The 25373-nt window shown below is 38.6% G+C and carries 25 protein-coding genes; 16 read left to right on the forward strand and 9 right to left on the reverse strand.

Going from position 1 to position 25373, the window contains the following annotated elements; all coding sequences use genetic code 11:
- Nucleotide 1: 1 nt before the first annotated feature.
- On the reverse strand, nt 2-1432 hold the full coding sequence (gene argH, locus EHQ70_RS03630; protein WP_135583591.1) for an argininosuccinate lyase: 1431 nt from the start codon (nt 1430-1432) through the stop codon (nt 2-4).
- Complete coding sequence (locus tag EHQ70_RS03635) at nt 1429-1857, reverse strand: heme-binding domain-containing protein (protein WP_135583593.1); 429 nt, start codon at nt 1855-1857, stop codon at nt 1429-1431. Before EHQ70_RS03635 ends, argH begins: the two co-directional genes overlap by 4 nt.
- 92 nt (nt 1858-1949) lie before the next feature.
- On the opposite strand from EHQ70_RS03635, the gene EHQ70_RS03640 reads away from it, so the two are divergent.
- The 3 genes from EHQ70_RS03640 (at nt 1950) to EHQ70_RS03650 (ending at nt 4339) form a co-directional block, all read left to right on the forward strand.
- A complete protein-coding gene (locus EHQ70_RS03640) occupies nt 1950-2405 on the forward strand; it encodes an NfeD family protein (RefSeq protein ID WP_135583595.1) in 456 nt (151 codons plus the stop codon).
- A gap of 91 nt (nt 2406-2496) precedes the next feature.
- Nucleotides 2497-3417, forward strand: a complete 921-nt coding sequence (locus tag EHQ70_RS03645) for an SPFH domain-containing protein (protein ID WP_135583597.1) — start codon at nt 2497-2499, stop codon at nt 3415-3417.
- Between the two features lies 1 nt (nt 3418).
- Nucleotides 3419-4339, forward strand: a complete 921-nt coding sequence (locus EHQ70_RS03650) for an SPFH domain-containing protein (protein ID WP_135583599.1) — start codon at nt 3419-3421, stop codon at nt 4337-4339.
- Nucleotides 4340-4370: 31 nt separating this feature from the next.
- On the opposite strand, the gene EHQ70_RS03655 is transcribed toward EHQ70_RS03650, so the two are convergent.
- From EHQ70_RS03655 to fliN, 3 genes are all read right to left on the reverse strand, one after another.
- Complete coding sequence (locus EHQ70_RS03655) at nt 4371-4847, reverse strand: RNHCP domain-containing protein (protein ID WP_135583601.1); 477 nt, start codon at nt 4845-4847, stop codon at nt 4371-4373.
- Between the two features lie 190 nt (nt 4848-5037).
- On the reverse strand, nt 5038-5490 hold the full coding sequence (locus EHQ70_RS03660) for a GNAT family N-acetyltransferase (RefSeq protein WP_135583603.1): 453 nt from the start codon (nt 5488-5490) through the stop codon (nt 5038-5040).
- A gap of 37 nt (nt 5491-5527) precedes the next feature.
- Nucleotides 5528-6046, reverse strand: a complete 519-nt coding sequence (gene fliN / locus EHQ70_RS03665) for a flagellar motor switch protein FliN (protein ID WP_135583605.1) — start codon at nt 6044-6046, stop codon at nt 5528-5530.
- Nucleotides 6047-6096: 50 nt separating this feature from the next.
- On the opposite strand from fliN, the gene EHQ70_RS03670 reads away from it, so the two are divergent.
- The 4 genes from EHQ70_RS03670 to EHQ70_RS03685 all read left to right on the forward strand — a co-directional run bounded on the left by EHQ70_RS03670 (nt 6097) and on the right by EHQ70_RS03685 (nt 9552).
- The gene (locus EHQ70_RS03670; protein ID WP_244288210.1) at nt 6097-7383 is read left to right on the forward strand and encodes an AAA family ATPase; all 1287 of its coding nucleotides are present in this window, start codon (nt 6097-6099) and stop codon (nt 7381-7383) included.
- A gap of 121 nt (nt 7384-7504) precedes the next feature.
- Nucleotides 7505-8338: a flagellar-coiling protein FcpB gene (gene fcpB / locus EHQ70_RS03675; protein ID WP_135583607.1), complete on the forward strand. Its 834-nt coding sequence runs from the start codon at nt 7505-7507 to the stop codon at nt 8336-8338.
- Nucleotides 8339-8355: 17 nt separating this feature from the next.
- Nucleotides 8356-8826, forward strand: coding sequence for a zinc ribbon domain-containing protein (locus EHQ70_RS03680; protein WP_244288211.1), 471 nt, complete (start codon nt 8356-8358; stop codon nt 8824-8826).
- A gap of 3 nt (nt 8827-8829) precedes the next feature.
- Complete coding sequence (locus EHQ70_RS03685) at nt 8830-9552, forward strand: RsmE family RNA methyltransferase (RefSeq protein WP_135583609.1); 723 nt, start codon at nt 8830-8832, stop codon at nt 9550-9552.
- On the opposite strand, the gene EHQ70_RS03690 is transcribed toward EHQ70_RS03685, so the two are convergent.
- Nucleotides 9542-11137: a hypothetical protein gene (locus EHQ70_RS03690; protein ID WP_135583611.1), complete on the reverse strand. Its 1596-nt coding sequence runs from the start codon at nt 11135-11137 to the stop codon at nt 9542-9544. The genes EHQ70_RS03685 and EHQ70_RS03690 overlap by 11 nt on opposite strands.
- 156 nt (nt 11138-11293) lie before the next feature.
- Between EHQ70_RS03690 and EHQ70_RS03700 the strand changes: the two genes are divergently transcribed.
- From EHQ70_RS03700 to metW, 3 genes are read left to right on the forward strand one after another with little or no spacing between them, the layout of a single operon-like run.
- Complete coding sequence (locus tag EHQ70_RS03700) at nt 11294-12598, forward strand: O-acetylhomoserine aminocarboxypropyltransferase/cysteine synthase family protein (protein WP_135583615.1); 1305 nt, start codon at nt 11294-11296, stop codon at nt 12596-12598.
- Between the two features lie 8 nt (nt 12599-12606).
- On the forward strand, nt 12607-13743 hold the full coding sequence (gene metX / locus EHQ70_RS03705) for a homoserine O-acetyltransferase MetX (protein WP_135583617.1): 1137 nt from the start codon (nt 12607-12609) through the stop codon (nt 13741-13743).
- Nucleotides 13740-14357: a methionine biosynthesis protein MetW gene (gene metW / locus EHQ70_RS03710; protein WP_100790150.1), complete on the forward strand. Its 618-nt coding sequence runs from the start codon at nt 13740-13742 to the stop codon at nt 14355-14357. Before metX ends, metW begins: the two co-directional genes overlap by 4 nt.
- A gap of 72 nt (nt 14358-14429) precedes the next feature.
- Here metW and EHQ70_RS03715 read toward each other — a convergent pair whose 3' ends face one another.
- From EHQ70_RS03715 to EHQ70_RS03725, 3 genes are all read right to left on the reverse strand, one after another.
- The gene (locus EHQ70_RS03715; protein ID WP_244288212.1) at nt 14430-15407 is read right to left on the reverse strand and encodes an Lcl C-terminal domain-containing protein; all 978 of its coding nucleotides are present in this window, start codon (nt 15405-15407) and stop codon (nt 14430-14432) included.
- Nucleotides 15408-15863: 456 nt separating this feature from the next.
- Nucleotides 15864-17096, reverse strand: a complete 1233-nt coding sequence (ilvA, locus tag EHQ70_RS03720) for a threonine ammonia-lyase (protein ID WP_135583619.1) — start codon at nt 17094-17096, stop codon at nt 15864-15866.
- 357 nt (nt 17097-17453) lie between these two features.
- The gene (locus EHQ70_RS03725; RefSeq protein WP_002974229.1) at nt 17454-18302 is read right to left on the reverse strand and encodes a flagellin N-terminal helical domain-containing protein; all 849 of its coding nucleotides are present in this window, start codon (nt 18300-18302) and stop codon (nt 17454-17456) included.
- A gap of 239 nt (nt 18303-18541) precedes the next feature.
- Between EHQ70_RS03725 and ispH the strand changes: the two genes are divergently transcribed.
- The 6 genes from ispH to EHQ70_RS03755 are packed head-to-tail and all read left to right on the forward strand — an operon-like array spanning nt 18542 to nt 25366.
- Nucleotides 18542-19489 (forward strand): 4-hydroxy-3-methylbut-2-enyl diphosphate reductase, encoded by a 948-nt coding sequence (ispH, locus tag EHQ70_RS03730; RefSeq protein WP_135583621.1) that lies wholly within the window; start codon nt 18542-18544, stop codon nt 19487-19489.
- A 1-nt stretch (nt 19490) separates the two neighbouring features.
- Complete coding sequence (locus EHQ70_RS03735; RefSeq protein WP_135583623.1) at nt 19491-21113, forward strand: sensor histidine kinase; 1623 nt, start codon at nt 19491-19493, stop codon at nt 21111-21113.
- A 48-nt stretch (nt 21114-21161) separates the two neighbouring features.
- On the forward strand, nt 21162-22469 hold the full coding sequence (locus tag EHQ70_RS03740; protein ID WP_135583626.1) for an ATP-binding response regulator: 1308 nt from the start codon (nt 21162-21164) through the stop codon (nt 22467-22469).
- The gene (locus tag EHQ70_RS03745; protein WP_135583628.1) at nt 22462-22827 is read left to right on the forward strand and encodes a response regulator; all 366 of its coding nucleotides are present in this window, start codon (nt 22462-22464) and stop codon (nt 22825-22827) included. The genes EHQ70_RS03740 and EHQ70_RS03745 overlap by 8 nt, the downstream gene beginning before the upstream one ends.
- Nucleotides 22828-22829: 2 nt before the next feature.
- Nucleotides 22830-23201, forward strand: coding sequence for an STAS domain-containing protein (locus EHQ70_RS03750; RefSeq protein ID WP_135583629.1), 372 nt, complete (start codon nt 22830-22832; stop codon nt 23199-23201).
- Complete coding sequence (locus EHQ70_RS03755) at nt 23201-25366, forward strand: chemotaxis protein CheA (protein ID WP_135583631.1); 2166 nt, start codon at nt 23201-23203, stop codon at nt 25364-25366. Before EHQ70_RS03750 ends, EHQ70_RS03755 begins: the two co-directional genes overlap by 1 nt.
- Nucleotides 25367-25373: the final 7 nt, after the last annotated feature.

Here is a 25373-nt window from a genome sequence, read left to right on the forward strand (position 1 = left end):
TTTATTTTTTACCCTTTGATTCTATCGATTTTAACTTTTTGGTCAATTCGTTTACCTTTGCTTTCGCCCTTTTGATTTGTTCTTTTTGACGAGGAAGCGAGGTTCCTCCCATCACATCTTTTTTGTCACAAGAAGTTTCTAGGGAAATAGCTGCCTCATAACCTGGATCTGTCAAAACCGCATGGATCTGTCCCCTTTCTCCGCTTGGAATCGTAAACAAATCATAACCCTTTGAAGAGCAATGTTTTACCAGTTCTCCTACAATTTCATGGGCAGAACGAAATGGAATTCCTTTTGCACTCACAAGCCAATCGGCAAGATCAGTGGCTGTGGAAAATCCGGAGCGAAGGCTGCGGATTGCATTTTCAGGAAACACTTGGATTCCCTCTACCATATCCCGGATCCCTTCAATACTCAGTTTGATTTGTTTGACTGTGTCAAATAACGGGAGTTTGTCTTCTTGGAAATCTCTGTTATACGATAAAGGTGTTCCCTTTACCATCACAAGCAAATGAGTAAGACTTCCAACCACACGCCCCGATTTTCCTCGAATGAGCTCGGCCACATCAGGATTTTTCTTTTGCGGCATGATGGAGGATCCTGTGGTTAAATGGTCAGGAAGTTTGAAATAACTGAATTCCTGGGAAGTGTAAAGAATGATCTCTTCACAAAACCGAGAGACATGGATCATAAACTGTGATGCAGCAAAAAGAAATTTAAAGATATGATCTCTTTGACTCACCGCATCCATGGAATTTTCGGAAATCCGAGAAAGGGACAAATCTTTTCGGAGGAACTCACGATCTGTGGCATAGTTGACTCCCGCGAGGGCACCAGAACCCAACACCAATTCATCGGCTCTTTCATAGGCTCCTAAAAAATCTTCGAAGTCTCGAACGTTCGCCCAAAAATGAGATAAAAAATAATGAGAGGCTCGAATCGGTTGGGCAATCTGGAGATGAGTGTATCCAGGGATAATGGTTTTTGTATGCGCTTCTGCTTTTCCAATCCAAGCAAGAAGTAAATCAGCAAGTAAAACCAAAATCGATTCCACTTCCGATTTGATATACAAACGAACATCTTGCGAAACTTGATCATTTCGGCTTCGACCCGTATGGAGTTTTTTTCCCAAATCTCCCAGTAGCTCCGTTAGGCGAGACTCAACCGACATATGGATGTCTTCGTTTTCGATTTTGAATTCAAACTTTCCGGAATCAATTTCCTTCTTTATCTGTCCGAGTCCTGTTTCGATTTTTCGTTGTTCCGATTCGGAAAGAATTCCAATTCGTTTTAACATTCGGGAATGGGAAATAGAACCTTCAATATCGTGAGCATAAAGTTCTTTGTCAAAACTGATGGATTCACCAATACGAATCATGAGTGAGGACGGCGGTGCATCAAAACGACCACCCCATAACTTTTTTTCTTTCATTCGGATTCCTTATCAAAACTATCTGTCCACTGTTTCAAAATCTCTTTATCTTTTTCAGATAAATGAGACTTAGGATGAAGTAATAAATAGTCTTTTGGAGGCATCTCTCCTTCATCCACTTGTTCCCAAACTTCATATATTTTTTTATTTTGTTTTCGTTCTGCCAATTTTCCAAATTCGGAAAAGTTCAATTCTTCACGACCTTCTTCCACATGGTGAGAGATAAGCAATGATGCCGGAAAAATATAAGAATAAGCAGGCCAAACCGTTTCATTCGAGTGGCAGTCGTAACAACTTCGTTTTAAGATTTCTTTGACTTCCTGGTTCGTTTGGATTTCAGAAGTGACAGGGGGGTTGTTTCGAGAGACGGGGAAAAACTGGAGGATCAGAAAAACTCCAAGTATGATGAGAAAAATTCGTTTCACACAGACAGGTTCTAAGCCTTCGTTCGAAATCAAAGTATTATTTTTCTTGCCTTACATTAGAATTTAGTGATCCTTCTCCTGAGAGGTTCCCTTTGGATTTTATTTTTGCTAATTCACCCTATGTATGGATTTTTCTTGGAATCACCTTGTTATTTTCTGAGTTTATACTTCCCGGAACTTTTGTGATGTTTTTAGGAGTTGGAGCCATATTTACCGGCATTTTGGCTCGTTTGGTTCCTATCGAATTTTATACCCAAGTGGTTGTTTGGATAGTTTCCAGTCTTGTGTCCATTCTTGTTGGTGGGTCTGCCGTAAAACGATTTTTTAAATCAGAATCTTCCGTGGATCCTTTCATCCAAGATGATTTTTTAAATCAAATTGTTCCTGTTGAAATTGATATTTTAGTACAAAGGCATGGTGGCAAAATTCGTTTCCAAGGCACACTTTGGGATGCCATCTCCACTGATTCTAAAATCCCGAAGGGAAGTTTTGTTAGGATTCTTTCTAGGGAAAATCTTACTTTCACCGTTGAACAAGTAGAATCATAAACATTAAATTACACTTTTTTTAATTACAAAGAAAAAAACCTTTTCTCTTTTCCTCATCTAAGTATGGTCAAACGTCACAGAGGAGGAAATTATGGGCGCAACCGTCATCGTTGTATTTTTGGTAATTGTCTATATTATAAAAAAGACAATCATCATTGTTCCAGAACAAAGTGTTTATGTTAAAGAAAGATTAGGTGTACTCAATGGGGTTTTAAAATCGGGATTTTATTTTATGATCCCTTTTGTAGACCAAATTCGTTACCGCCAAAACTTAAAAGAACAAACCATCGACATAGATCCACAAGTTTGTATTACTAAGGATAACGTATCCGTTGAAGTGGATGGTGTATTGTATTTAAAAGTCATCGATGGAGAAAAGGCATCTTACGGGATTGATAACTTTATGTTAGCAACCACACAACTTGCTCAAACCACTCTTCGTTCCGAAATTGGAAAATTGATTTTTGATAACCTTCTTTCTGAAAGAGATGAAATCAACGGCCGAGTGGTTTCCAATATCGATCGTGCTACCGATCCTTGGGGCATTAAAGTCACAAGATACGAAATTCGTAATATCACTCCTCCCAAACAAATCCTTCTCGAGATGGAAAACCAAATGAAATCCGAAAGGGAAAGACGAGCCGAAATCACTATCTCTCAAGGAGAAAAGGAATCTCGTGTCAACCACTCGGTAGGAGAAAGACAAGAATCCATTAACATTTCCGAAGGGGAAAAAATTCGTTTGGTAAACGAAGCCGATGGAAGGGCCCAAGAGATCACCCTGATTTCCAACGCCACAGCAAAAGGATTACAATTAATCTCCGATGCTATTAGTAAAAAAGGTGGGAAAGAAGCTGTCAGTTTACAAATCACACAAGAGTATTTGGATGCCCTTGGTATCATTTTAAAAACTTCAAAAACGACAGTGGTTCCCGAAGCTCTTGCAAACATTGGCGGAGTTTTTGAAGGCCTTTCCAAAATCACAACAAAAATCCCACAGGTAGGAGAATAGTATGGAATTCGTATACTTAGCCTTTTGGTCGATCATTGCTATTTATTTGATTTATAATATCTTTCGCTGCATTCGCATCATTCCAGCACAAGATGTATTAATTGTAGAACGTTTGGGTAAATACTCGAGAAGTTTAAGAGCGGGATTTCACATTCTGATTCCTTTTATTGATCGTGATGCGTATTACCATACTCTCAAAGAACAATCGATTGATGTCCAACCACAGATTTGTATCACGCATGACAACGTACAGGTAAAAGTGGATGGAGTGATTTATTTAAAAATCATCGATCCCGTTCGTGCTTCTTATGGAATTGAGGACTTTCAGTTTGCCGCCATTCAACTTGCACAAACTACAATGCGGTCCGTGATTGGAACTATGGAACTCGATAAAACCATTGGGGAAAAAGATGCCATCAATTCTACCATTGTAGCTGCCATTGACCAAGCTTCTGAACCTTGGGGAATCAAAGTCAATCGTTATGAAATTCTCAATATTGTTCCACCAAAATCAGTTCTTGATGCCATGGAAAAAGAGAAGAAAGCACAGATCGCTAAGAGGTCCCAAGTCCTTCTTTCGGAAGGGGAAAGAGATTCAAGAATCAACCGTTCCCTAGGTTTTAAAGAAGAAGCCGTGAACAAATCGGAAGGGGAAAAACAAAGAAGGATCAACTCTGCTGAAGGTAAAGCAACAGAAATTGAAGCCCTTGCGGTTGCGACAGCAAAAGGGATTGAAGCCATCGCTGGTGCTATCTCTGAACAAGGTGGTGCCTCTGCGATCAAACTACAAATCACAAAAGCGTTCATCCACAACTTCCTGAACGTTGCCAAAGAGAATACGGAAATCCTCATCCCAGCGGATGTGATGAATTTACCAAATCTGATTGCCAACCTAACCGAAGGAAAAAAACCAAAAGCATAATAGGACCAACCTAGTATGCCAAAAAAAATGTCTAACATTTGTCATCCGGTGGATTTTCCACCGGATTTTCTGCAAACAATCGAAAGCTAGGTTTTGCCATGGCTTGGGCAGCAAGGGATACAAGCAAAGCTTCGTTATCATCAGGCCCAATCCGATTGGCATGAATCACACCACAACCTTTGCAACGATGTAAAATCACCCATTCTCCTTTTCTCACCCAAATGGAAATTGCTTCCATTTTACTTCCGCAAGTAGCGGCACGGTCTCCCGGTGAATTGTCGAGATGTAAACTTGTCAAACAATTCGGACAATGATTCCTTTGGTCTGTTCCGAAACCTGGAGGAAAAACCATTTGTTTGCATTCTACACAACGAAATTCATCTACATCAGAACGGAAACGATGCGATTTTGTTTTGGGTTTTAGAGAAGAAATATCTTCGTCTTCATCATCAAAACGTTTTTTCTTAGAGAACTTTTGTAAATTAGATAGTTCAGATTCACGTGACATATCCAGTTTTTGCGGCAAAACAAAAAGAGGAGACCAAAACAGTGGATGAGAGGGAATAGACCGCCTGTGCGAAGATAGCCGCCTCCTAATTGAATTTAGGCGGGGTATCCAAAACAAGTTCACCGTTTTGGCGGTCTACACAATGGCTAGAGTTAACATAGAGAACAGATTGAAAGAGATGGAATTGTTGTCAAGGAGAATCGATTGTCAATTTTTTACAGAGGAAGTAACAATTCTGTCCTTCTGGATAGTTCGAAATTTTTCCCACTTCCTCATATCCTAGTTTTGTATAAAATTTAGGGGCCTGGAATCCAAAAGAATAACCAAAAACAAGAGTTGCTCCAAGACTTTTAGCCTCGTTCTCAATTTCTTTGAGTAATTTTGTTCCGAAATCCAATCCCCGTTTTTCTTCGGCCACCCAAAGCAGTTGGAGGTTGAGTCCCTTAAAAAATAAATAACAGAGGGAAGCAGCAACAAGTTTATCACCCTCTTTCACAAGGATGGCAAAGAACTCTTTTTTTTCAAAACTAGGATCACCTAACTTTGATACACTGTATTCGTGCAACAGATTCCAGAGCTCTGATTGTAAATCTTCAGAAGGGTTTACAATCCTTTCTAGTGAATAAGGAGATTCAAATTCCATATGTGAATTGATTTATTGGTTCAGGTAAGGTGGAAACCTATAAAAAGGCTGGGCCACCGAGTCTTTCCATAGGATCTACGATTTGAGTGATTTGTACCCCATAGTAATCATCCAGAATGATGAGTTTTCCTCGACCGACAAGTTTGCCGTTTGCAAGGATATCCAGTTCTTCCCCAATATTTTTATCTAACTCAACCACAGTTCCTTCCGTAAGTTGGAGGACATCTTTGATGAACATAGTGGTTCGCCCCAGTTCGATTGTGAGTTGGAGGGTAACATCTAAAAGTAAATTGAGATTGGCAGTATTACTTCCTGGACTGCCTTGCGATTTGGCACCAGACCTTGCAGGACTGGGAGTGGCACCTGGGCCTAGGGCCGCAGCAATATCAGCAAAAGAAGGACCATTGTCATCCCCACCGCCACCACCGACGAGAGCATCCAAATCATCAAGACCACCCCCACCTCCGGAACCACCAGCGGCAGGAGAATTTCCTCCTCCGCTAAATCCACCGAGTAGTGCATCTATGTCTTCTTGTGATAGTGAACCTTCACCCATATCTTTGCAACCTCTCCAATTTATTCGTCGGTGGAAATCAAAATCCTTCCTTGAAAAAAAAGGGAAAGTTCCGTATTTTGTTCCTTATGTCCAATTCTGTGACCCATCCGGATTATTTTAAAGCAAAGGATTTATTTGCTTCCGAGCTCAAAAACGCCAATTATCAATTTGTTCAGGAAAAGGAAGAGACGATATTTCGATTTCGCACAGAAAACGCTGGCAAAGATCGGATCCTGGACTGTTTGGGAATTGTTCGGAATTATATCGAAAACTTTCGGATCTATAATTTTGAAGAAGGGTACATCAGCATCCAAAGTTTAAACGAAAATCTATTTGAACCACAAAAAAATCTCTCTGGTAAATTTCGGATTCGTTTTTCATTCAAATCGGATTTAAAAGTGGAATGTTCCAAACACGGAGATTTTTCCACTAAGGAAATCCAAACCACGTTAAGCCTCTTCCAATTTTTAAAGTCGGAAGGGCAAACAGCAAAGGACCCAAGGATCCTCCTCCACCAACTCGGAGCCGAAGTTTATGATCCGCATTTGGAAAAAGCAAAAGGGAATGATTTAGGTTTTGATTCTGTTTTTGGTTACGAGGGAGTGAAAGCTCAGATCTTAGAAAGTTTGGTTTTTCCCATTTTAAAACCAGAACCCTTTTACGAGATCACGAAACTCACACGAAAAAAACCAAGTCCGAACCTCCCCCGCGCTGTCCTCTTTGAAGGGGAACCTGGAGTGGGAAAAACCAGTATGGCAAAAATTGTTGCCCATCTTTGTGGGGTTCCCATGGTTTATGTGCCCATCGAATCCATCTTAAGTAAGTATTACGGCGAATCCTCTCAAAACTTAGCCATGGTTTTTGATGCCGCAGCCCTATTTCCTAAGTGTATGCTTTTTTTGGATGAAATCGATTCCCTTGCCACATCCCGAGAAGATGGGCTTTTTGAAGCCACTAGAAACCTACTCAGTGTTCTTTTACGGAAACTGGATGGATTTGCCGAACGCAGCGGAACCATTACCATTGGCGCCACCAACCGAAAAACTGATTTAGATTCGGCTCTTTTGTCTCGGTTTGATCGAAAGATCTACTTTCCTCTCCCAAATAAGGAGGAACGAGCCAAAATTTTAGATGGTTATGCCAAACAATTAGATCCAAACGAACGCCTAAAGCTGGCGGATGCTTTGGAAGGTGCTTCCGGTCGAAATCTTAAGGATTATTGTGACTATGTGGAACGCCGTTGGATCACCCAAAACTGGGAAAAAGAGGACTTTTTGTCCGCTCCCGACATTTCGTTTTATTTGGAATCTTTACCAGATTTTGGATGGAAACGCTAAAAAGTAATCGATTCGGCTTCAATCTTCTAGGAGATTTACCGATAATTTTTACAGGATAGTTGTTTACGACCATTGGTCGTTCTTTGGTATCCTCAAATTAACCTTTTAGGAAGATTCGGACATGAAAATAAAATTAATACTCCCCATCCTTTTGCTCAATATTGGGGTTTTCGCTCAAACTGGTAGCTCGGAAACAGGTTCCACTTCTGCTGGAATTGATCCTACTCAATCCGGTAAATCCATTACTGAGACGGAAAAAGAATTAGATGATAATATTTCTGAAGTAAACAAACGACTTCGTTTACACACAGTTCTATTTAAAATGAAAGTGAGAACTCTTCCTCACCGCACTGTCCTTTACAAAGGGAAACCAAGTGCTGATGGAGAAAGATGTGAAGCTGCTGACAAACAAGAAGCACAAGATAACACTTGTTTGCATCTTGAAGTTTTTGATTTCGTTGGAAGTGAAGACGGAAGATCTAGCCGAAACCTTGGTGCAAAATTCAAAAAAATGGAACTTTTTTTTGAAGGAGTAAACAACGCAGATCCAGATCCAAGAAAAGAACAACCACGTAACCTAACTAAAATTAGAACTTACATTTACCAAAACAACTTCCTATTAGAAGACAAAATCATTTCTGTGATTGTTGACGTTGCGCCAAACGGAGCTGCTGCTCATGATGATAAACTTGAATTGTTCTATCAACATGATGATTATCCTGTTTGGGGAACTCCAGAAACTCCTTCTGAAAAAGGTGTTGGTAAATACATTCTTTCGAACGTAGAGAATACAAAAACAAACCCGATTAGAAACAATTTCAAAAAACAATTTTACTTCAAAAACTTGGACTACTTTGACAAACTGTTTACAAAACTTTTCGATTATAACGATCGAGATTCTAATAAACATTATAAGAAAAACGTAGAAGCATTGAAGAGTTCTTTAAAATACTAAGAACAACAGGTTCTTAATTGAATCTCGTTAAACAATGTCCGAATTGTTCCACGATGTTACGGTTCCCTGCCACACAGGGAACCATTTTGGTTCAATGTCCCGTTTGTTCTCATCGTTTTACCTTTGTACCAGATCAGGAAAATTCGGAAGATTTTCATAGATCGGAACAAGTTCCCTCTTTTCAATTCCAACCATCCTTTCAAAGTTACAAAGAATTATTCCTCGATTTGCTCTATGCTCCCATTGATTATCTAAAATCAAAACAAGGGCCCAAAAGAAGAGAAATCCGTTTAATACCGATCTTACTTTTTACAATCCTCATGTTGTATTTTTGGAAATGGTCCTCTTTTCCAAATACCCCAAAACCAGACGCGAGTGTTGAAGAAAAACTTCCAAACCCCATGATAGAAGAACCAAATCAAGAGTTGGTTCCACCCGACTCTACAGAAGATTTACAACCAGAAACAAAACCTGGGTATGAGATCTAAACATTGAATTGGATTCTTGTTTATGAAACCGAACTTAAAAATAAGCAAATAGTCCACCTAACAGGAGAAAGATTCCTCCATATCCGCACCATCTTGAAGAAAACTCCAGAGGATAACGTTCAAGTAGTGATTCCAGGTTCCGGTAATTTTTTATTTAAAATCCAATCCATTTCAGATTCTTTTGTTAGTTTAGAAAAACTAGAAACACTACAGGATGAATTTCAGTCTTTAGGAATCCATACCTTCTTTTCGCTTCCAAGACCTCAAACAGGAAAAAAACTTTTGCACTTAAGTGGAGCATACGGAGTGGACTCCGTATATTTTTATGCTACAGAATCTAAGAACAAAGAATATTGGACTTCCCCCGTTTATACAAAAGAAACAGTTTCTTATTTAGAAACAGGGCTTAGCCAAACAGGCAATTCTCGATTACCCAATTTGAACTTGGCCAAATCCTTGGCCTGGAAACCATTTTTAAAATCGTGGAAGGGAGAAGTTTTGGTGTTGGACCGCGAGGGAGACGAGTTCCTTAATGATTGTTTAGAATCAAAGGAATCCATTCAAAATTTTCTTTTTGTATTTGGGCCAGAGTCTGGATGGAAGCCGGATGATATTATGTTTTTTAAAGAATGTGGATTTAAGCTGATAAGTCTTGGGAAAATCAATCTCAGAACAGAATTTGCTTATTCTGCTCTTTTATACCAATTATTTTCGATTAAAAACTAATTCCACCCGAAACCAAAAATCGAATTTCATCAATACTGACAAAAGACTTTTCGCTACTATCCAAATAATACTTTCGATAGTTTTGTAACCGCAAAACAATTGGACCAAAGGATTTGGAAATTTCTGCTGCTGCTTGAGTGTTATTGTCTAACTCAAAAGCCTTTCCTTGTGTTTCATATCCTTTTTTTGTATAATAAAAAGACATTAAAAAAGAGGAACCTAAAGGAATGTAAGCAGCAGCAAACACTCGTTTGTTTCCTTTTAATCCATAATCTTCTACAGCAAATTCAAAACCTAAATGATAAAAATTAATATAAATCGTATGATAGTAACCAGTGACTTTGGCATTGGACTGATTTTCTAAATAATCGTATTTAGGACGAAGAGGTGCAGAAACTGGGAATTTTTGAAACCTTTCCACTTCATAAAAACTATCAAAATACATAGGAGCGTAGTTTGCAGTCATCTGACGAAACTCAGGTTTTAGAATGACATTTAAATCCTTCGTTCCTAAACGAAAGATACTTCCATAATGTGTTCCTTGCGCGCCGTCGAGTCCCTTGATTTTATTAAAGTCCAAATAAGGAGTGAATTCGACAAAAGGTAAATTGAGAAGTCGATATTCGATATCCATCCCTTCTACAGAAGCACGAGTCACCTGAGTTGTTTTTGGATTGTCTAAATTCTTTTCTGTGACAGGAGAACCATTGGTATTATAAGACATTTGTACGGGAGCGGCTCTATCCCAGGCTCTAGTATATCCAATCGTCAAACGGTTGTACCATGGATCATTGTCCACAAGTTCCATCCGTGAATCTTTATTAATAGGTCGAATTTCTTTTTTTTTAGTTTCTTCTGCTTGTTTGTTTTTTGATTCTTCCGATCCGGCTTCTTCTTCTACACTTAATCGTCCCGATTCATCAAGGACATTCCCTCGTAAATTCATAAGGTAAACTAAATCGGAGGACTTATCAAATAGAGAAAATAACGATTTTCCAATGGCAAGTGGTTTGATATAAACCCGAGCGGCATTCACTTCAAAATTAACGACGGAATTCGCAAAGTATTGAACTCCGACATAATCTGTATTTAAATCGGCCATGACACCTGGATTATAGGAATCAAATCTAGAGGAACTTTGGTATTTGTTCACAATGGTTCCATGTCCAACATATCCATCCACCATCTTACCTGTATAAGCTGAATAAGTCACCTTACCCGGAACTTGTTGGTTGTAGGTTCCATAAGAAATATAATTCAAAACACGCGAATAATCATTTTTACTATTATAGTCCATCTCTCTGATTTTACCGGCTTTGCTATCCAATTGGAGAGGATCTTTATCGACAGCGAGAGCATTGATAGGAAGAGAAAAGGAATAACCGAAATTACTTCCGTGATTATAGGTAAAATTGGGAGAGATATATCCGTAATAATCTTTTTGAAAACTGGATCCACCAGCATCAAATTGTAAAGCGGAAGCCCGTCTAGATTCCGTTCCTGTGGGAACCCAAACCTGTGCTTCCAAAGTGAATACCAATGGGAGAAGTAGCAAAATTAAGCTTTGGGTCAGAAGAAACTTCATAACAATACGATGATTATCGTAAGGTTTTGGTCTGAAAATAAGAAATAATCTATTTAGAACCAATCCAATAAAACGAACCAATATTCTGCTTTATTAGATTTTTTCTTGACAAATAAGCAAGATAAGATGAGGATGACAAGACCATCGGGGGAATCTATGCCACGTAATTTTAAACCAGAAACTATCGCACTCCACGGAGGACAAGAACCGGATCCGACAACTACGTCGCGTGCTGTGCCATTGTACCAAACCACATCTTATGTATTCAAAGATACTGACCATGCTGCTCGCCTTTTTGGCCTTCAAGAATTTGGAAATATCTATACAAGGCTAATGAACCCAACAACGGATGTTTTAGAGAAACGTGTGGCGGCATTAGAAGGTGGAGTCGCAGCTCTTGCAACAGCATCAGGCCAAAGTGCCGAGCTCTTAGCCCTTTTAAATATCGTAGAAACTGGACAAGAAATTGTGGCTTCCTCATCACTTTATGGTGGGACTTACAACCTTCTCCACTATACATTCCCGAAACTCGGAATTAAAGTTCACTTTGTAGACCAATCAGATCCTGAAAATTTTCGCAAAGCTTCTAATGATAAAACAAGAGCGTTTTATGCAGAGACTTTAGGAAATCCTAAACTAGACACTCTCGACATCGCTGCGGTAAGTAAAGTTGCTAAAGAAGTCGGTGTTCCACTAGTCATTGATAATACAATGCCATCTCCTTATTTAGTGAATCCATTGAAACATGGTGCAGACATTGTGGTTCACTCTCTCACTAAATTTTTAGGCGGCCACGGAACTTCCATCGGTGGAATCATCGTTGATGGTGGTAGTTTCAATTGGGGGAACGGAAAGTTTAAAAATTTTACAGAACCAGATCCATCTTATCATGGTTTGAAATTCTGGGAAGTTTTTGGAAAATTTGAACCTTTCGGTGGAGTGAATATTGCTTTTATTCTCAAAGCTCGTGTGCAAGGTCTAAGAGATCTTGGTCCTGCGATTTCTCCATTCAATGCATGGCAAATCATCCAAGGTGTGGAAACACTTCCACTTCGTATGGAACGCCATTCTACTAATGCCTTAAAAGTGGCAGAGTTTTTACAAAAACATCCTAAGATTGAATGGGTCAACTACCCAGGCCTTCCTACAGACAAAAACTATGCGACTGCCAAAAAATACCATGAACGTGGGCTCTTCGGTGCTATCGTTGGTTTTGAAATCAAAGGTGGAGTGGAAAAAGCAAAAAAATTCATCGATGGACTTGAGCTTTTTAGTCTTCTTGCTAACATCGGTGATGCGAAATCTCTTGCCATCCACCCAGCTTCGACAACCCACCAACAGCTGACCGCAGCGGAGCAAGTTTCTGCAGGAGTGACTCCAGGATTTGTTCGTTTGAGTGTAGGACTTGAAAACATCGATGACATTCTGGTAGACTTGGAAGAGGCATTAAAAAATATCTGATTAAGACTATGCCTACCTCCGAACAGAACGAGTTTTCCCACGGATCCGTAGGCGTCGTATATACTCAGAGCATTCAATTTGACTCTTTGACCTTAGAGGGGGGTGAGACTATCACTCCTCTCGAAATTGCCTACGAAACTTACGGCAAATTAAACGATAAAAAAGACAATGCTATCTTAGTTTGCCATGCACTTTCCGGAGATGCACATGCTGCCGGTTTTCATGAAGGGGACAAACGCCCCGGTTATTGGGACTATTATATTGGTCCAGGAAAAGCCTTTGATACCAATCGCTATTTTATCATTTCCTCCAATGTGATCGGAGGATGCAAGGGATCTAGCGGACCTCTGACTACGAATGGTAAAAATGGAAAACCATTCCAATCGACATTTCCTTTTGTCTCCATTGGAGATATGGTAAACGCACAAGAAAAACTAATCAGCCATTTTGGAATCCATAAACTATTTGCCGTTGCCGGTGGTTCGATGGGTGGAATGCAAGCCTTACAGTGGTCAGTTGCATATCCTGATCGGCTCAAAAACTGTATTGTGATGGCATCCTCATCCGAACACTCTGCACAACAAATTGCTTTTAATGAAGTGGGAAGACAGGCAATCTTATCCGATCCCAACTGGAACCAAGGTTTATATACACAAGAAAATAGACCATCGAAAGGTTTAGCCCTTGCCCGAATGATGGGTCATATCACTTACCTAAGTGATGAAATGATGCGTGAAAAATTTGGTCGTAAACCACCCAAAGGTAATATCCAATCCACAGACTTTGCTGTAGGAAGTTACTTGATTTACCAAGGGGAATCCTTTGTCGATCGGTTTGATGCAAACTCATATATTTACGTAACCAAAGCACTTGACCATTTTAGTTTAGGAACGGGAAAAGAACTTACCAAAGTATTAGCAAAAGTTAGATGCCGGTTTTTGGTAGTTGCTTATACATCGGATTGGCTCTATCCACCCTACCAATCAGAGGAAATTGTAAAATCATTGGAAGTCAATGCAGTTCCAGTTAGTTTTGTCGAACTCAATAATCCGGCAGGACATGATAGTTTTTTATTACCAAGTGAACAACAGGATTCAATCCTTAGAGATTTTTTAAGTTCTACTGACGAAGGAGTTTTCCTTTGAACATTCATACCAATGAAGCCCTAGGTTTGGATTTAAAAAACAGACCCGATATTTCATACATTGCCAATTTAGTCAAACCTGGAGAAAGAGTTTTAGATCTTGGTTGTGGGTATGGCGAACTTATGTTGATCCTAAAAAACAAAGGGGTTCGTGTCCAAGGGATAGAAAAGGATGATAAATGTATCATCCAATGTGTTAAAAAGAGTTTATATGTTCATCATGGTGATATTGATGATGGACTCAAACACCATCTAGACCATAGCTTTGATTTTGTCATTCTGAACCAAACCATCCAACAGACATTAAACCCCGGTGAAATTATTAAAGAATGTTTGCGAATTGGGAAACAAGTGATCATTGTATTTCCTAACTTTTCTCATTGGCAAATTCGTTCTTCTATCCTTCTCAGTGGAAAAACTCCAGTCACTGACCTTATGCCTTTTCATTGGTATGATACACCAAATTTACATTATTTGTCTGGTAAAGATTTTGAGGATTTTTGTGATTTTGAGAGGATCAAAGTATTACACCGAGCTTTTTTTAATCGGACTAGACAAATTAAATTGTTTCCCAATTTATTTGCGACACTGGCTTTATTTGTGATCAGAGCTTAAGAGAGCAAAATAGAATCGGCCTGAATCTAGAACCGAAGAGACTCATTTAAGATCAAAAATTTCGAACGAGTATTACAAATCGGAAACGCAGCGTACATAGCCAGTTGCATCTTTAAATTCATAAGACTGGTTCCCTAGGTTAAAATTTACTGTATAGGCCTGTTCATCACCCAATGCCGGGAATGTTTGAGAACTCCAGTATCTAAAAACTTGAGCATTGGGAAATAAAACAGGGTCAGCTGTCGCACCAGAATATTTTGTATAATCACCAACGGTAGCACATCCATCCTCACCTGTGATCTCTGCTGTATTGGTAGCACTACAACGAATTACCGAAAACATTTCTGTATAAAGAGGAAGGCGCCAGTTCTTTCGTAAGTAAGCACTAGCAAGATTACGAGAAGAACAAGACTGAAAGACCGGTCCTATATTGACATGCTGTGTATTGACACCGCCATTACAAGCATTGGGATTTGAGGATGAATTATATCCCTCGGCTGATGTACAAAAGTTTAAAGTTTGTGCCGTTCCCAAGGAACAATCGCCCTTTCCGACTCCAATACTTGTTCCATCAGGATTCCATGAGGATCCGTATGTGCACCGATCCCAAAGAAGAGTTTTTCCGCTCACAACCGTCCGAACAAACGGACAAGTAATTTTGGTATTGATAAATCCGTCTCCAGTCCAGGTTCCCAAGTCCCAGAGCATACAGTGAACATCTGTAGGTTGTGTTGAAAAATCAAGTTGGATGTATTTCGGAGAGGCGAAAACAGATAATTCGAAACTGCCATTTGCAGAAACGGATGTGTAACTTCCATCAGATGGAGAAAGAATCACGACCGGTGAATTGTTAAGACCTGTGACCATTCCGCGAATCGTAAATGGACGTGGGTGGGCCACAATCCATTCTTCGGTGACTCGAGTTTCCCAAAACGCTTGCGTGGTGGGATCTCCAGGATTATTCCATTCTAGCTTACAAGCAAGGTTTAAAAAAAAGATGAATAGAAAGACAAAAGGATGTATGAGAAGTAATGCATTTCGGACTTTCAAAAACTGATCCTATTCATCCTAAATTAAATCGGAGTGAGGCAAATTCAATAAAAGTTTTTTGGAAATAAATTATAGTTTTTAGGGGAAACAATAGGTTCTGGTGGACTCGGTAGGTATATTATCCCCGCCCAGATCGAACTGGGTGGGGTTATCCACCCGCCACCCAATGACGCCTGTTTAACACATCTCGCGCAAAAGAAAAGGCAAATCAAAAAAGGCTAAGTTTTATTAGCTAAAAGTTCATATTTATACAAAAGCCCGGCAATCACTCCGGGCTTTTAGCTGTACGACGATCATTCAATCATTATAGATATCGAAATGTTTCAAAAATCCTTTAGGGATTTCCTAACTATTTTGGAAAAATAATTAGGTCATACAAAAATCACTAAAACGAAATTTAGAAAAGAATTTGTTATCCATAAACAACAACTAACAGATATTATTTGATTTATATATCTAAATTAAATATTCAAATAAATTTTCATCTTGGTTGACCAACGTGAAATTCAAATGAAACGCATCCATTCGTTCTAACAATGATTGAAAATCATCCTTCGATTTTAACTCAATACCAATCAAGGCAGGACCAGATTCCTTATTATTTTTTTGGATGAATTCAAATCGAACGATATCATCGTTTGGTCCAAGTATCTCATTTACAAATTGTTTTAAAGCACCAGGTCTCTGAGCAAACCTTACGATAAAATAATGTTTTAATCCTTCATACAACAAAGATCTTTCTTTGATTTCTTGCATCCGATCGATATCGTTATTTCCACCACTAAGGATACAGACTACCTTTTTCCCACGAATTCGATCGGCATACTGATCTAATGCAGAAATACTCAATGCTCCTGCCGGTTCCGCAACAATGGCATCTTCATTATATAATTTCAAAAGGGTGGAACAAACCTTCCCTTCTTTTACGAGCAACATATCAGAAAGAACTTCTTTACAAATAGGGAAAGTAAGATCCCCTATTTTTTTTACCGCAGCTCCATCTACAAATTTATCAATTTTTTCTAGCGTAACGGTTTTTCCTTGTTTGAGAGACTCGGTCATTGAGGGGGCCCCAAATGGTTCGACACCAATGATTTTTGTGTTGGGGGATTTTTCCTTAAAATAACTGCCAAGTCCAGCGCAAAGCCCACCTCCACCAATGGGAACAAACACATAATCGATATCGGACTCTTCGTCTAAAATTTCTTTGGCAACAGTTCCTTGGCCTTCCATAATTTTGATATGATCAAAAGGTGGGATAAAAACTTTATGATAAGTTTTGGCATACTCTAAGGCAAAGGATTGGCATTCATCAAATGTATCACCAACAAGTACAATTTCGATTGAATTTCCGCCAAACATCTTTACTTGGTTGATTTTTTGTTTTGGAGTGATCGCTGGCATATAAATCACACCACGCAAATTTAAAATTTTGCAGGAATAGGCGACACCTTGTGCATGGTTACCAGCACTTGCACAAACGACACCTCGTTCTCTTTCCTCTAAGGTTAAACTTTGGATTAGGTTGTATGCTCCTCTAATTTTATAGGATCGAACCAATTGCAGGTCCTCTCGTTTGATAAAAATTTTTGCACCAAAACTTTCAGACAATTTGGCATGAAATTGCAATGGAGTTTTAAATACTATCGAATGGATCACATTGTATGCTGTTTCAATATCTAATTTCATCAAGGAGGACTCACCCATATATTCTAAAATACCTATTCCGTTTTTTTAGAGAATGAATTTAAATAAAAAATATAAAAAAACTACATGAAATTGGTTCAAACTGGAAAACTAGGATCATTGAATTATTAATAAATCTAATTAGAAATGAATTTTATCTGAGAACCTAACAACCACTGAGTGGAAGGAACTTTTTTTGAAATGTACAATGCAAGGGATTAAAAAAGATAAAATTTATATATTAGTGAAGGTTTTGGAAAGGGAGAGATATTAAAATTAAAAAAAAGAATCTTAAGAAAATCGAGAAACCAGAGGCGGGGCCCCAACCACCCTGCCCTACCTTTGGTTTCTCTTATCCTATTACTGGAGCAATCTCATCACGGACTGAGACTTCATGTTTGCTTGCGCAAGCATTGATGTTGCAGCCTGAGTTAAGATTTGGTATCTCGTGAAGCTGGTCATTTGTTCAGCCATGTCAGTATCACGGATACGAGACTCAGAAGCTTGTGTGTTTTCATAAGCATTCATAAGTCCTTTCGCAGCATGCTCCATACGGTTGTAATAAGCACCAAGGTCAGCTCTTTGTTTAGAGATCACTCTTAGGGCATCATCACAAAGTCCGATCACGGAGTTTGCTTTACCTGCAGTCGAAAGAGAGATGAAAGTAAGAACCGTAGGGTTTCTTAATCCCAATGCCGCAGTGTTCATTGTTTCAATGTACACACGCTCTCTTTGGTGCATGTTAGCTCCAATATGGAACCACATACTAGCAGTTGGGTTGAGACGAGCAAAAGCTCCTGTAAGCAGTTTCATTTTGTTGAATTCCGCTTGAGAAGCAATACGATCGATCTCGTCCACTAGCTGTGAAACCTCGACTTGGATCTGTTGTCTATCTTCTTCCGAGTAGATACCGTTCGCAGCTTGCACTGCGAGTACACGAACACGTTGAACGATTTCGTGTGTTTCTTGAAGATATCCTTCCGCCGTTTGAATGAGGGACATACCATCTTCAGTATTCTGTTCTGCACGTCGAAGACCAGCAATCTGAGTTCTCATTTTCTCAGACACTGCAAGTCCAGATGCGTCATCTCCGGCTTTGTTAATACGCATACCAGAAGACAACTTTTCGATATCTTTGCTCAGGTTCGCGTCGTTAGACTTCAAAGTTCTGTGTGCAAAGATCGCACTTACGTTGTGGTTGATAATCATCCGGGTTCCTCCTTGAATCCGTTCCTTCGCCACTTCAGGTTTTCACCAGAAGCCCGAAAAATTGATGAATTTTCGAAGAGGCCATCCTTGGCCTTTTCAAGATAAGGATCGGTCATTCCGGTAGGGAGGATAATAGGGAAAATGAAATAAAATTTGAATAAAAACAGAACTTCCCCTTTTCTAAAATATGTCCTAGTAAATCAATGGAACTGGATTTCAGAAAAAGGCAGGCTTTTTACGTGTTAGAGACAATTTACCTAGCGAACCCCCGAGGATTTTGTGCCGGAGTGAAATATGCCATATCCTACGTGGAAACAGCATTCCAGGAAAATCCAGAAAAACCTCTCTATGTTCGAAAAGAAATCGTCCATAACCAACGAGTTGTGGAAGAAATGAAAAAAAAAGGAATCCAATTCATTAGCGAACTTTCGGAAGTCCCAGATGGAGCCACTGTTGTTTTTTCTGCTCATGGCGTTTCTCCCGAAGTGGTAAAAGAAGCAACCGAAAGAAAAATGAAAATTGGCGATGCTACCTGCCCCCTTGTCACAAGGGTACATAAAAAAGCCCGCAATATCAAAGACACTCACCAAATCATTTATATTGGACACAGAGGCCACGACGAAGCCATTGGAACGATGGGAGAGGCGGAGATGTTCTTAGTGGAATCTCCTGAAGATGTAGAAAATCTAAAATCTAAAATTGTAGAAGGGAAACCACTTACCTATCTGATGCAAACCACACTCTCTGTAGCGGATACTAAAAATATAATTAAAAAAATTGAAGAAGTTTTTCCCTATGTAGAACACCCGCAAAAAGATGATATCTGTTATGCGACTACCGAGAGACAGGAAGCTGTCCAATCAATGTTGGAATCTGTTGATGCCATACTTGTCATTGGAGCGGAAAATTCTTCTAACTCCGTACGACTTTGCCAACTTGCTAAAAAAACAAGACCTGATAGTTTTCAAATTTCAAAAAAAGAAGACGTAAATCCTGATCATATCAAAAATTCAAAAATCAAAACTTTAGGAATTACCGCTGGTGCTTCCAGTCCACAAATCCTTGTAGATGAAATTGTGGGAGAGATATTAAAACATTTTCCTGATGCCAAGGTATCTTTATTCCCCGAAAGCCGAGAAGACACCATGAGTTTTAGACTACCAAAAGATTTGCTCAAACAATACTGAAATGCCTTTAGATGCCTGGTCATTGCTAAAAGCATCTCTCGACGGAGATGAGTCAGGATCAAGCATTCTCTCTATTGACAAAACCACAAAAAAGTTTGAGTTTATTTTGCGTAATAAACTTTTTGAAACCTTACAATTTGGGTTCGACTTAAATAGTTTTCTCTCTAAGAAAATAGATAACGCTGATTTTTCCAGGGAACTCATTTACAAAACGGATGGAACCATTTTAGAATCCTATTTTGGAAATTTTAATGTACCTGAGGAAAATAAAAACAGAGAATATACAAAGTTTTGTATCAAAGATATCACCACCAAACAAAAACAAGAAGAAGAAATTGCATGGAGATTACGATTTGAAATTGGTGTTGCTTCCTCTATTCAAATTCTAATCCAACAACCATCCATAAGAGAAGGATTACCACATGCACTTTACCAGCTGTTATACTTCACAGAAATGGATTCTATTTTTTATCTCAAGTATGAACCTGTTGATTCACAAAATAAATTTCATGTTTGGGTAAATGAAAGAAAATCTACCAAATACCCACTACTACCGGAAGAATGCCAAAATTCGGATTGGTATGATTTAGGACTCAGTCGTTGGGTTCATAAACTAAAAAAAGAAAAAACGATTCATTTAACGAAAGAACGGGCTTTGCCTCGAGAAAAATGGTTCTTTGAAAAAACAAAAGCAGAAACCCTCCTCCTTATTCCTGTACTTTTTGAAAATCAATTTTTAGGTGTTATGGGTTTTCTAAAATACAAACAAAATTCTCCCATCAAACAAGAGAATCTTTTGATCTACCAAACGGTAAGTCGTTGGATGGGACTTTTTGTCCAAAGAGACCTAGATTTAACGGAGATTAATCGCTACAAATCCACTTTAGAATCATTAGTTTTGGAACGAACTTTAGATCTCACAAAAACAAAAGAAGAGCTGGAACGTGCCTACCGCGCCAAAACAGAATTTTTAGCTCATATGAGCCACGAACTCAGAACCCCTTTAAACTCGATCATTGGATTTTCAAAACTGATCCAAATTCCTGACTCAGATAAAACGGGAAAGGAATATCTAAATTATATTTATACAGGTGGGACAAGGCTCCTCAGTATGATCAATGAAATTTTGGGTTTGATGAAAATTGAGTCTGGGCAAATCAAAATTCAGTTAACAACGTTTAAGCCGGAAGATCTATGTCGCCAAACACTAGAATTAATCCAACCACAAGCTAACGCCAAACGGATGGACATTCGATTCAAACCACCTGTAGAATCAAAATCGATCACCTCAGATTCTGGAAAAATCCAACAAATTCTCCTCAATCTTCTTTCCAATGCGATCAAATACGCAAACCAGCCCTATATCGAGCTTGATTGTCATTGGAATCAGGACTTACTGAACATTTCTGTTCGTGATTTCGGCCCAGGAATCTCGGAAGAGGATCAAAAACGAGTTTTTCATACCTTCACTCGGTTAAACGACGATGGGAACATCGAGGGAACGGGCCTTGGATTGTCCATTTCTCAGGGTCTTGCTGTTCGACTGGGGGGATACATTGAACTGAACTCTCGGCTAGGCCAAGGATCAAATTTTCAGCTCAAGTTACCTGAATTTATAAAATAAAGGAATTGAACCCTGTAGAATTTTCCTTTACGATTTCCGATAATCTATATGGTGGAATCGAACTTAAATTCAAACAATCTATCAAAATCTCAATCAAAGGATTTTTTGAGAAGGCCCAAGGAACCAATCCTAATCATTGAGGACAAAAAGGAAAACCAAGTCCTTTTGGAGGCAATTTGCAAACGGATCGGAATGGAAACCGAGATTGCAGAAGACGGAAAAGTTGCGCTCGAGATGGCATCCAGTCGATCATATAGCCTTTATTTGGTGGATTTGATGATGCCAGTGATGGATGGAAAAACTTTTATCCAAGAAAGAAAAAATTTGGAACCATCTGCTGTTTTTATCGTTCAGACTGCCATTGACCAAACGGAAGAAATCATCGAGATCATGAAACTTGGTGTCTATGATTATCTTTTAAAACCACTTCATGTAGAAATTGTTTGCGATCGTTTGGAAAAAGCATTAGAATACGTCTATCTAAAGAGAATGGAATCCCTTCTTGTTGATGAAGAATCAAAAGAATTAAAAAGCCAATTGGAATGGCTGAACTACAAAGAATCTCACAGAAAAACAAATGAAGTGAATTCTGAACTTTATGCCATTTTAAATCTTAAAACAACTTTAATGCAAGGATCAGGTCTTGGTGCGATGTCCACCATCATAGACTCCATCCAACAAATAAAAGTCGACCAAGGTAAAGATTACGTCATTAGTAAAGAGTTTTGGGATTTATTATACGAAAACCATGAACATAATATGGCAATGATGTCAGGACTCGATCATGCAGTTGATATCATTCAAAATAACACAAACCTAGTACGAAGGAAAAGTGAAGAGTTACTTGGAATTCTTCCTTCCCTTGTTGAATCATTTCGAAACGAAATCGAAGAAAGAGAAATAAAGGTAAATTTACCCGTATTCAAACAATCAGTTTATTTAGATTTTGATATTGATTCGATGAAACTAGCTCTTCATGAGATTATCACAAATGGATTAAAATATTCCAAAAGAAAATCTCATTTTGATGTGTTTGTAACATTTGTGGATGGATATTTTTGTTTATCTGCAAAAAACAACATTATTGAAGACGAATATGCAAAACAGTTGTCTAATTCAGAAAAAAGACTAATCGAACCATTTTATAGAATCCACCCACCGGTAGAGAGTTTTTACACTAAAGAAAAATTTAGTTTAGGGCTTGGCTTAACTATGGTTGATTTTATCTTACATAGGCACAACGGAATGTTTTTTATACGGAACGCTATAGATCATACAACTGAAGTAAAAGCAGATTGTATCATTGCTGAAATATTTTTACCAATTCAAAACGAAAAGGAAACAAACCATGAATAGAAAAATTCTCATTATTGATGACTCTGCGGTATTTCGCAAAATCATCTCTGTCCATTTAAAAAATGCTGACTTTGATTTAATTGAAGCTGGCGATGGTATCGAAGGTTTAAAACAACTAGAAACCAATGAAGTAGATTTGATTGTTTCGGACATGAATATGCCAAATATGGATGGTATTAGCTTTGTTAAAAAAGTAAAAGAAAATCCTAAATACAAATTCACCCCAATCATCATGTTAACCACAGAATCCCAACCGGAAAAAAAACAACAAGGGATGGATGCGGGAGCAAAAGCTTGGCTTACAAAACCCTTCTCACCAGAAGAACTGTTAGATACTATTTCTAAACTATTACCTTAACCATGGAACCAGTACAAACTCTTAGAGAATCCAATTTAGGTTTTGAAATTACTTGGCAGGGATATTTGACAGTATCCTTCGTCCAAGAATGGAAAAATCTATCGGAAATTTGGACCAACTCAAAAGGGAAAGTCATTCAATTAGATTTGAGTGGGATCGAACGTATTGATTCAGCTGGTATCCAATTTTTAATTTATCTAAAAGAATTAAGTCAAAACAAACACTACGCCATCCAACTCAAAAACCATTCACTAGCGGTACTCAAAGTATTAGATTTACTAGGCCTTGTTAGCTTTTTTGGAGATCGTGTTAAGGTAAAAAAAGAACACTCCAATGAAGTAGAATTTAAATACGGCACGAGGAAAGCCGGATAATGGATTTAACAGAGGTTATAGATGCCTATTTAGTTGAATCCGAAGAGTTTCTTCGTGATACGGAGACTATATTGCTACGTACGGAGGTATCGACACCTTCGGATGATGATTTAAACGCTATTTTTCGTGCAGTCCACACGATCAAAGGAACTGCCGGAATGTTTGGTTTTGATTCCACAGTGAAGTTCGCTCATGTTGTGGAAAATCTTTTGGACCGATTACGTTCACACGACATTCCCTTCCAAGAAGAACTCACAGAAATTTTACTACATGCAAAAGACCATTTGTCCTATTTGGTTTTAGAAGAAACCAAAGGAAAAATTCCAGAATCCAAAATTGATTTTGGAAATTCGATTTTGGAAAAAATGGAACCATACCTCAAGGGAACCATAGAGGAAAAAACAAATCAAAGCGACAAGTCCCCTACTCTCTCAGAAACAAAGTCCCCCAAAAAAACAAATAATGATTATGAAATTCCAGCTTATCTCATTTCATTTCGACCAAATCGAAATGTATTTTCACAAGGATTAGACCCTATATCCTTCATTGGATATTTAAAAAAAATAGGAACCATTCGTTCTTTAAAAACTATATCCGAACTCAGCTCAAATTTAGAAGAATATGATCCTGAATTATGTTATTTGGGATTCGAAATCCATTTAGTTTCTAATTCAGATTTGGACACCGTACGCAAAGTATTCAATTTTATTGAAAACGATTCATTTTTGCATATTTTACCTCCAGGAGCGGGAATTGAAGATCTCGCCGATTTATCAGGCCAACTTCCGGAAGAAGAAATATTCCTTGGCAATCTTTGGAAAGAGATCGAAGTTCTAACAGACGTCAGTTTAATTCATTATTTTGAAGAATTAAAAATTCGTAAAACTGGAATTTCCACTCCTATCTCTAAATCAGAAATTCCGGTTCCCAGTTTAGAACCACAAGATGTTTCACCTGGTTCCAATAATTTAACCAATCAAACCAAAGATCAAAATAAATCATTAACCATAAAAGTAGATTCCAAACGAATTGATAATCTCATCAATCGAGTGGGAGAACTGGTGGTGTCTTGCGCCAACATGAACCAACTCATTGGTAATATGGAAGATTCTAACTTACAAGAATCGTCCATACTCGCAATGAGACTTCTTAACGAAGTGAGAGAAATTTCTCTCAAACTCCGAATGGTTCCGATTGGTGATAGTTTCCAAAAGTATACGAGAACTGTCAGAGATTTAGGCAAAGAACTTGGTAAAGACATTCGGCTCATCACAGAAGGGAACGAAACAGAACTGGATCGCAATATTGTTGATAAGTTAGGTGACCCTCTCACTCATTTGGTCAGAAATGCTTGTGACCACGGATTGGAAACACCGGAAGAACGAGAAAAAAAGGGAAAACCAAAACAAGGAACAATCAAACTGAATGCCTTCCATGAAGCCGGAAGTGTTGTGATCGAAATCACTGACGATGGGAATGGAATCCAAAAAGAAAAGGTCTGGCAAAAGGGGATCGATAAAGGTTTGGTTTCTGGATCTATGCCTGATTCGGAGGAAGAAGTATTCCAACTTCTTTTTCACCCTGGACTTTCCACTGCTTCACAAATCACCAATGTTTCTGGTCGTGGTGTAGGCCTTGACGTAGTTTTACAAAACATCGAATCCTTACGTGGGAACATTACTGTAAAATCAACTCCGAACCAAGGCAGCCGATTTATTCTCAGATTACCTTTAACCTTAGCAATCATCGATGGATTTTTGGTAGAAGTTGGGAATAACCAATTCATCATACCGATGGATATGGTTCTCGAATGTTTGCATTTTACGGATGAAAACAGAGCCGACGCAAACCAATTTTTTGCCCTTCGCGGCAGTTTGATTCCTTACCTCCGTTTAAGGGATTATTATCCATCAGAATCTAATGATCAAAATTTGCGGGAAAACATTGTGATTGTTCGGAACGGCGAAAAAAAAGCAGGAATTGTTGTCGAAAGACTACTGGGAGAATACCAAACAGTCATCAAACCAATGGGATCTGTTTTTCGTCATGTAAAAGGTGTTAGTGGGTCTAGTATTTTAGGAAATGGGAATGTGGCTTTAATCATAGACATCCCTTCTCTTTTTGAAAGAACGATTACGTTAGAAAATGAAAGATTAAATCAATAATGAGGAT

It is taken from the genome of Leptospira congkakensis (assembly GCF_004770265.1).
In the GTDB taxonomy this organism is placed as follows: Bacteria; Spirochaetota; Leptospiria; order Leptospirales; family Leptospiraceae; genus Leptospira_A; species Leptospira_A congkakensis.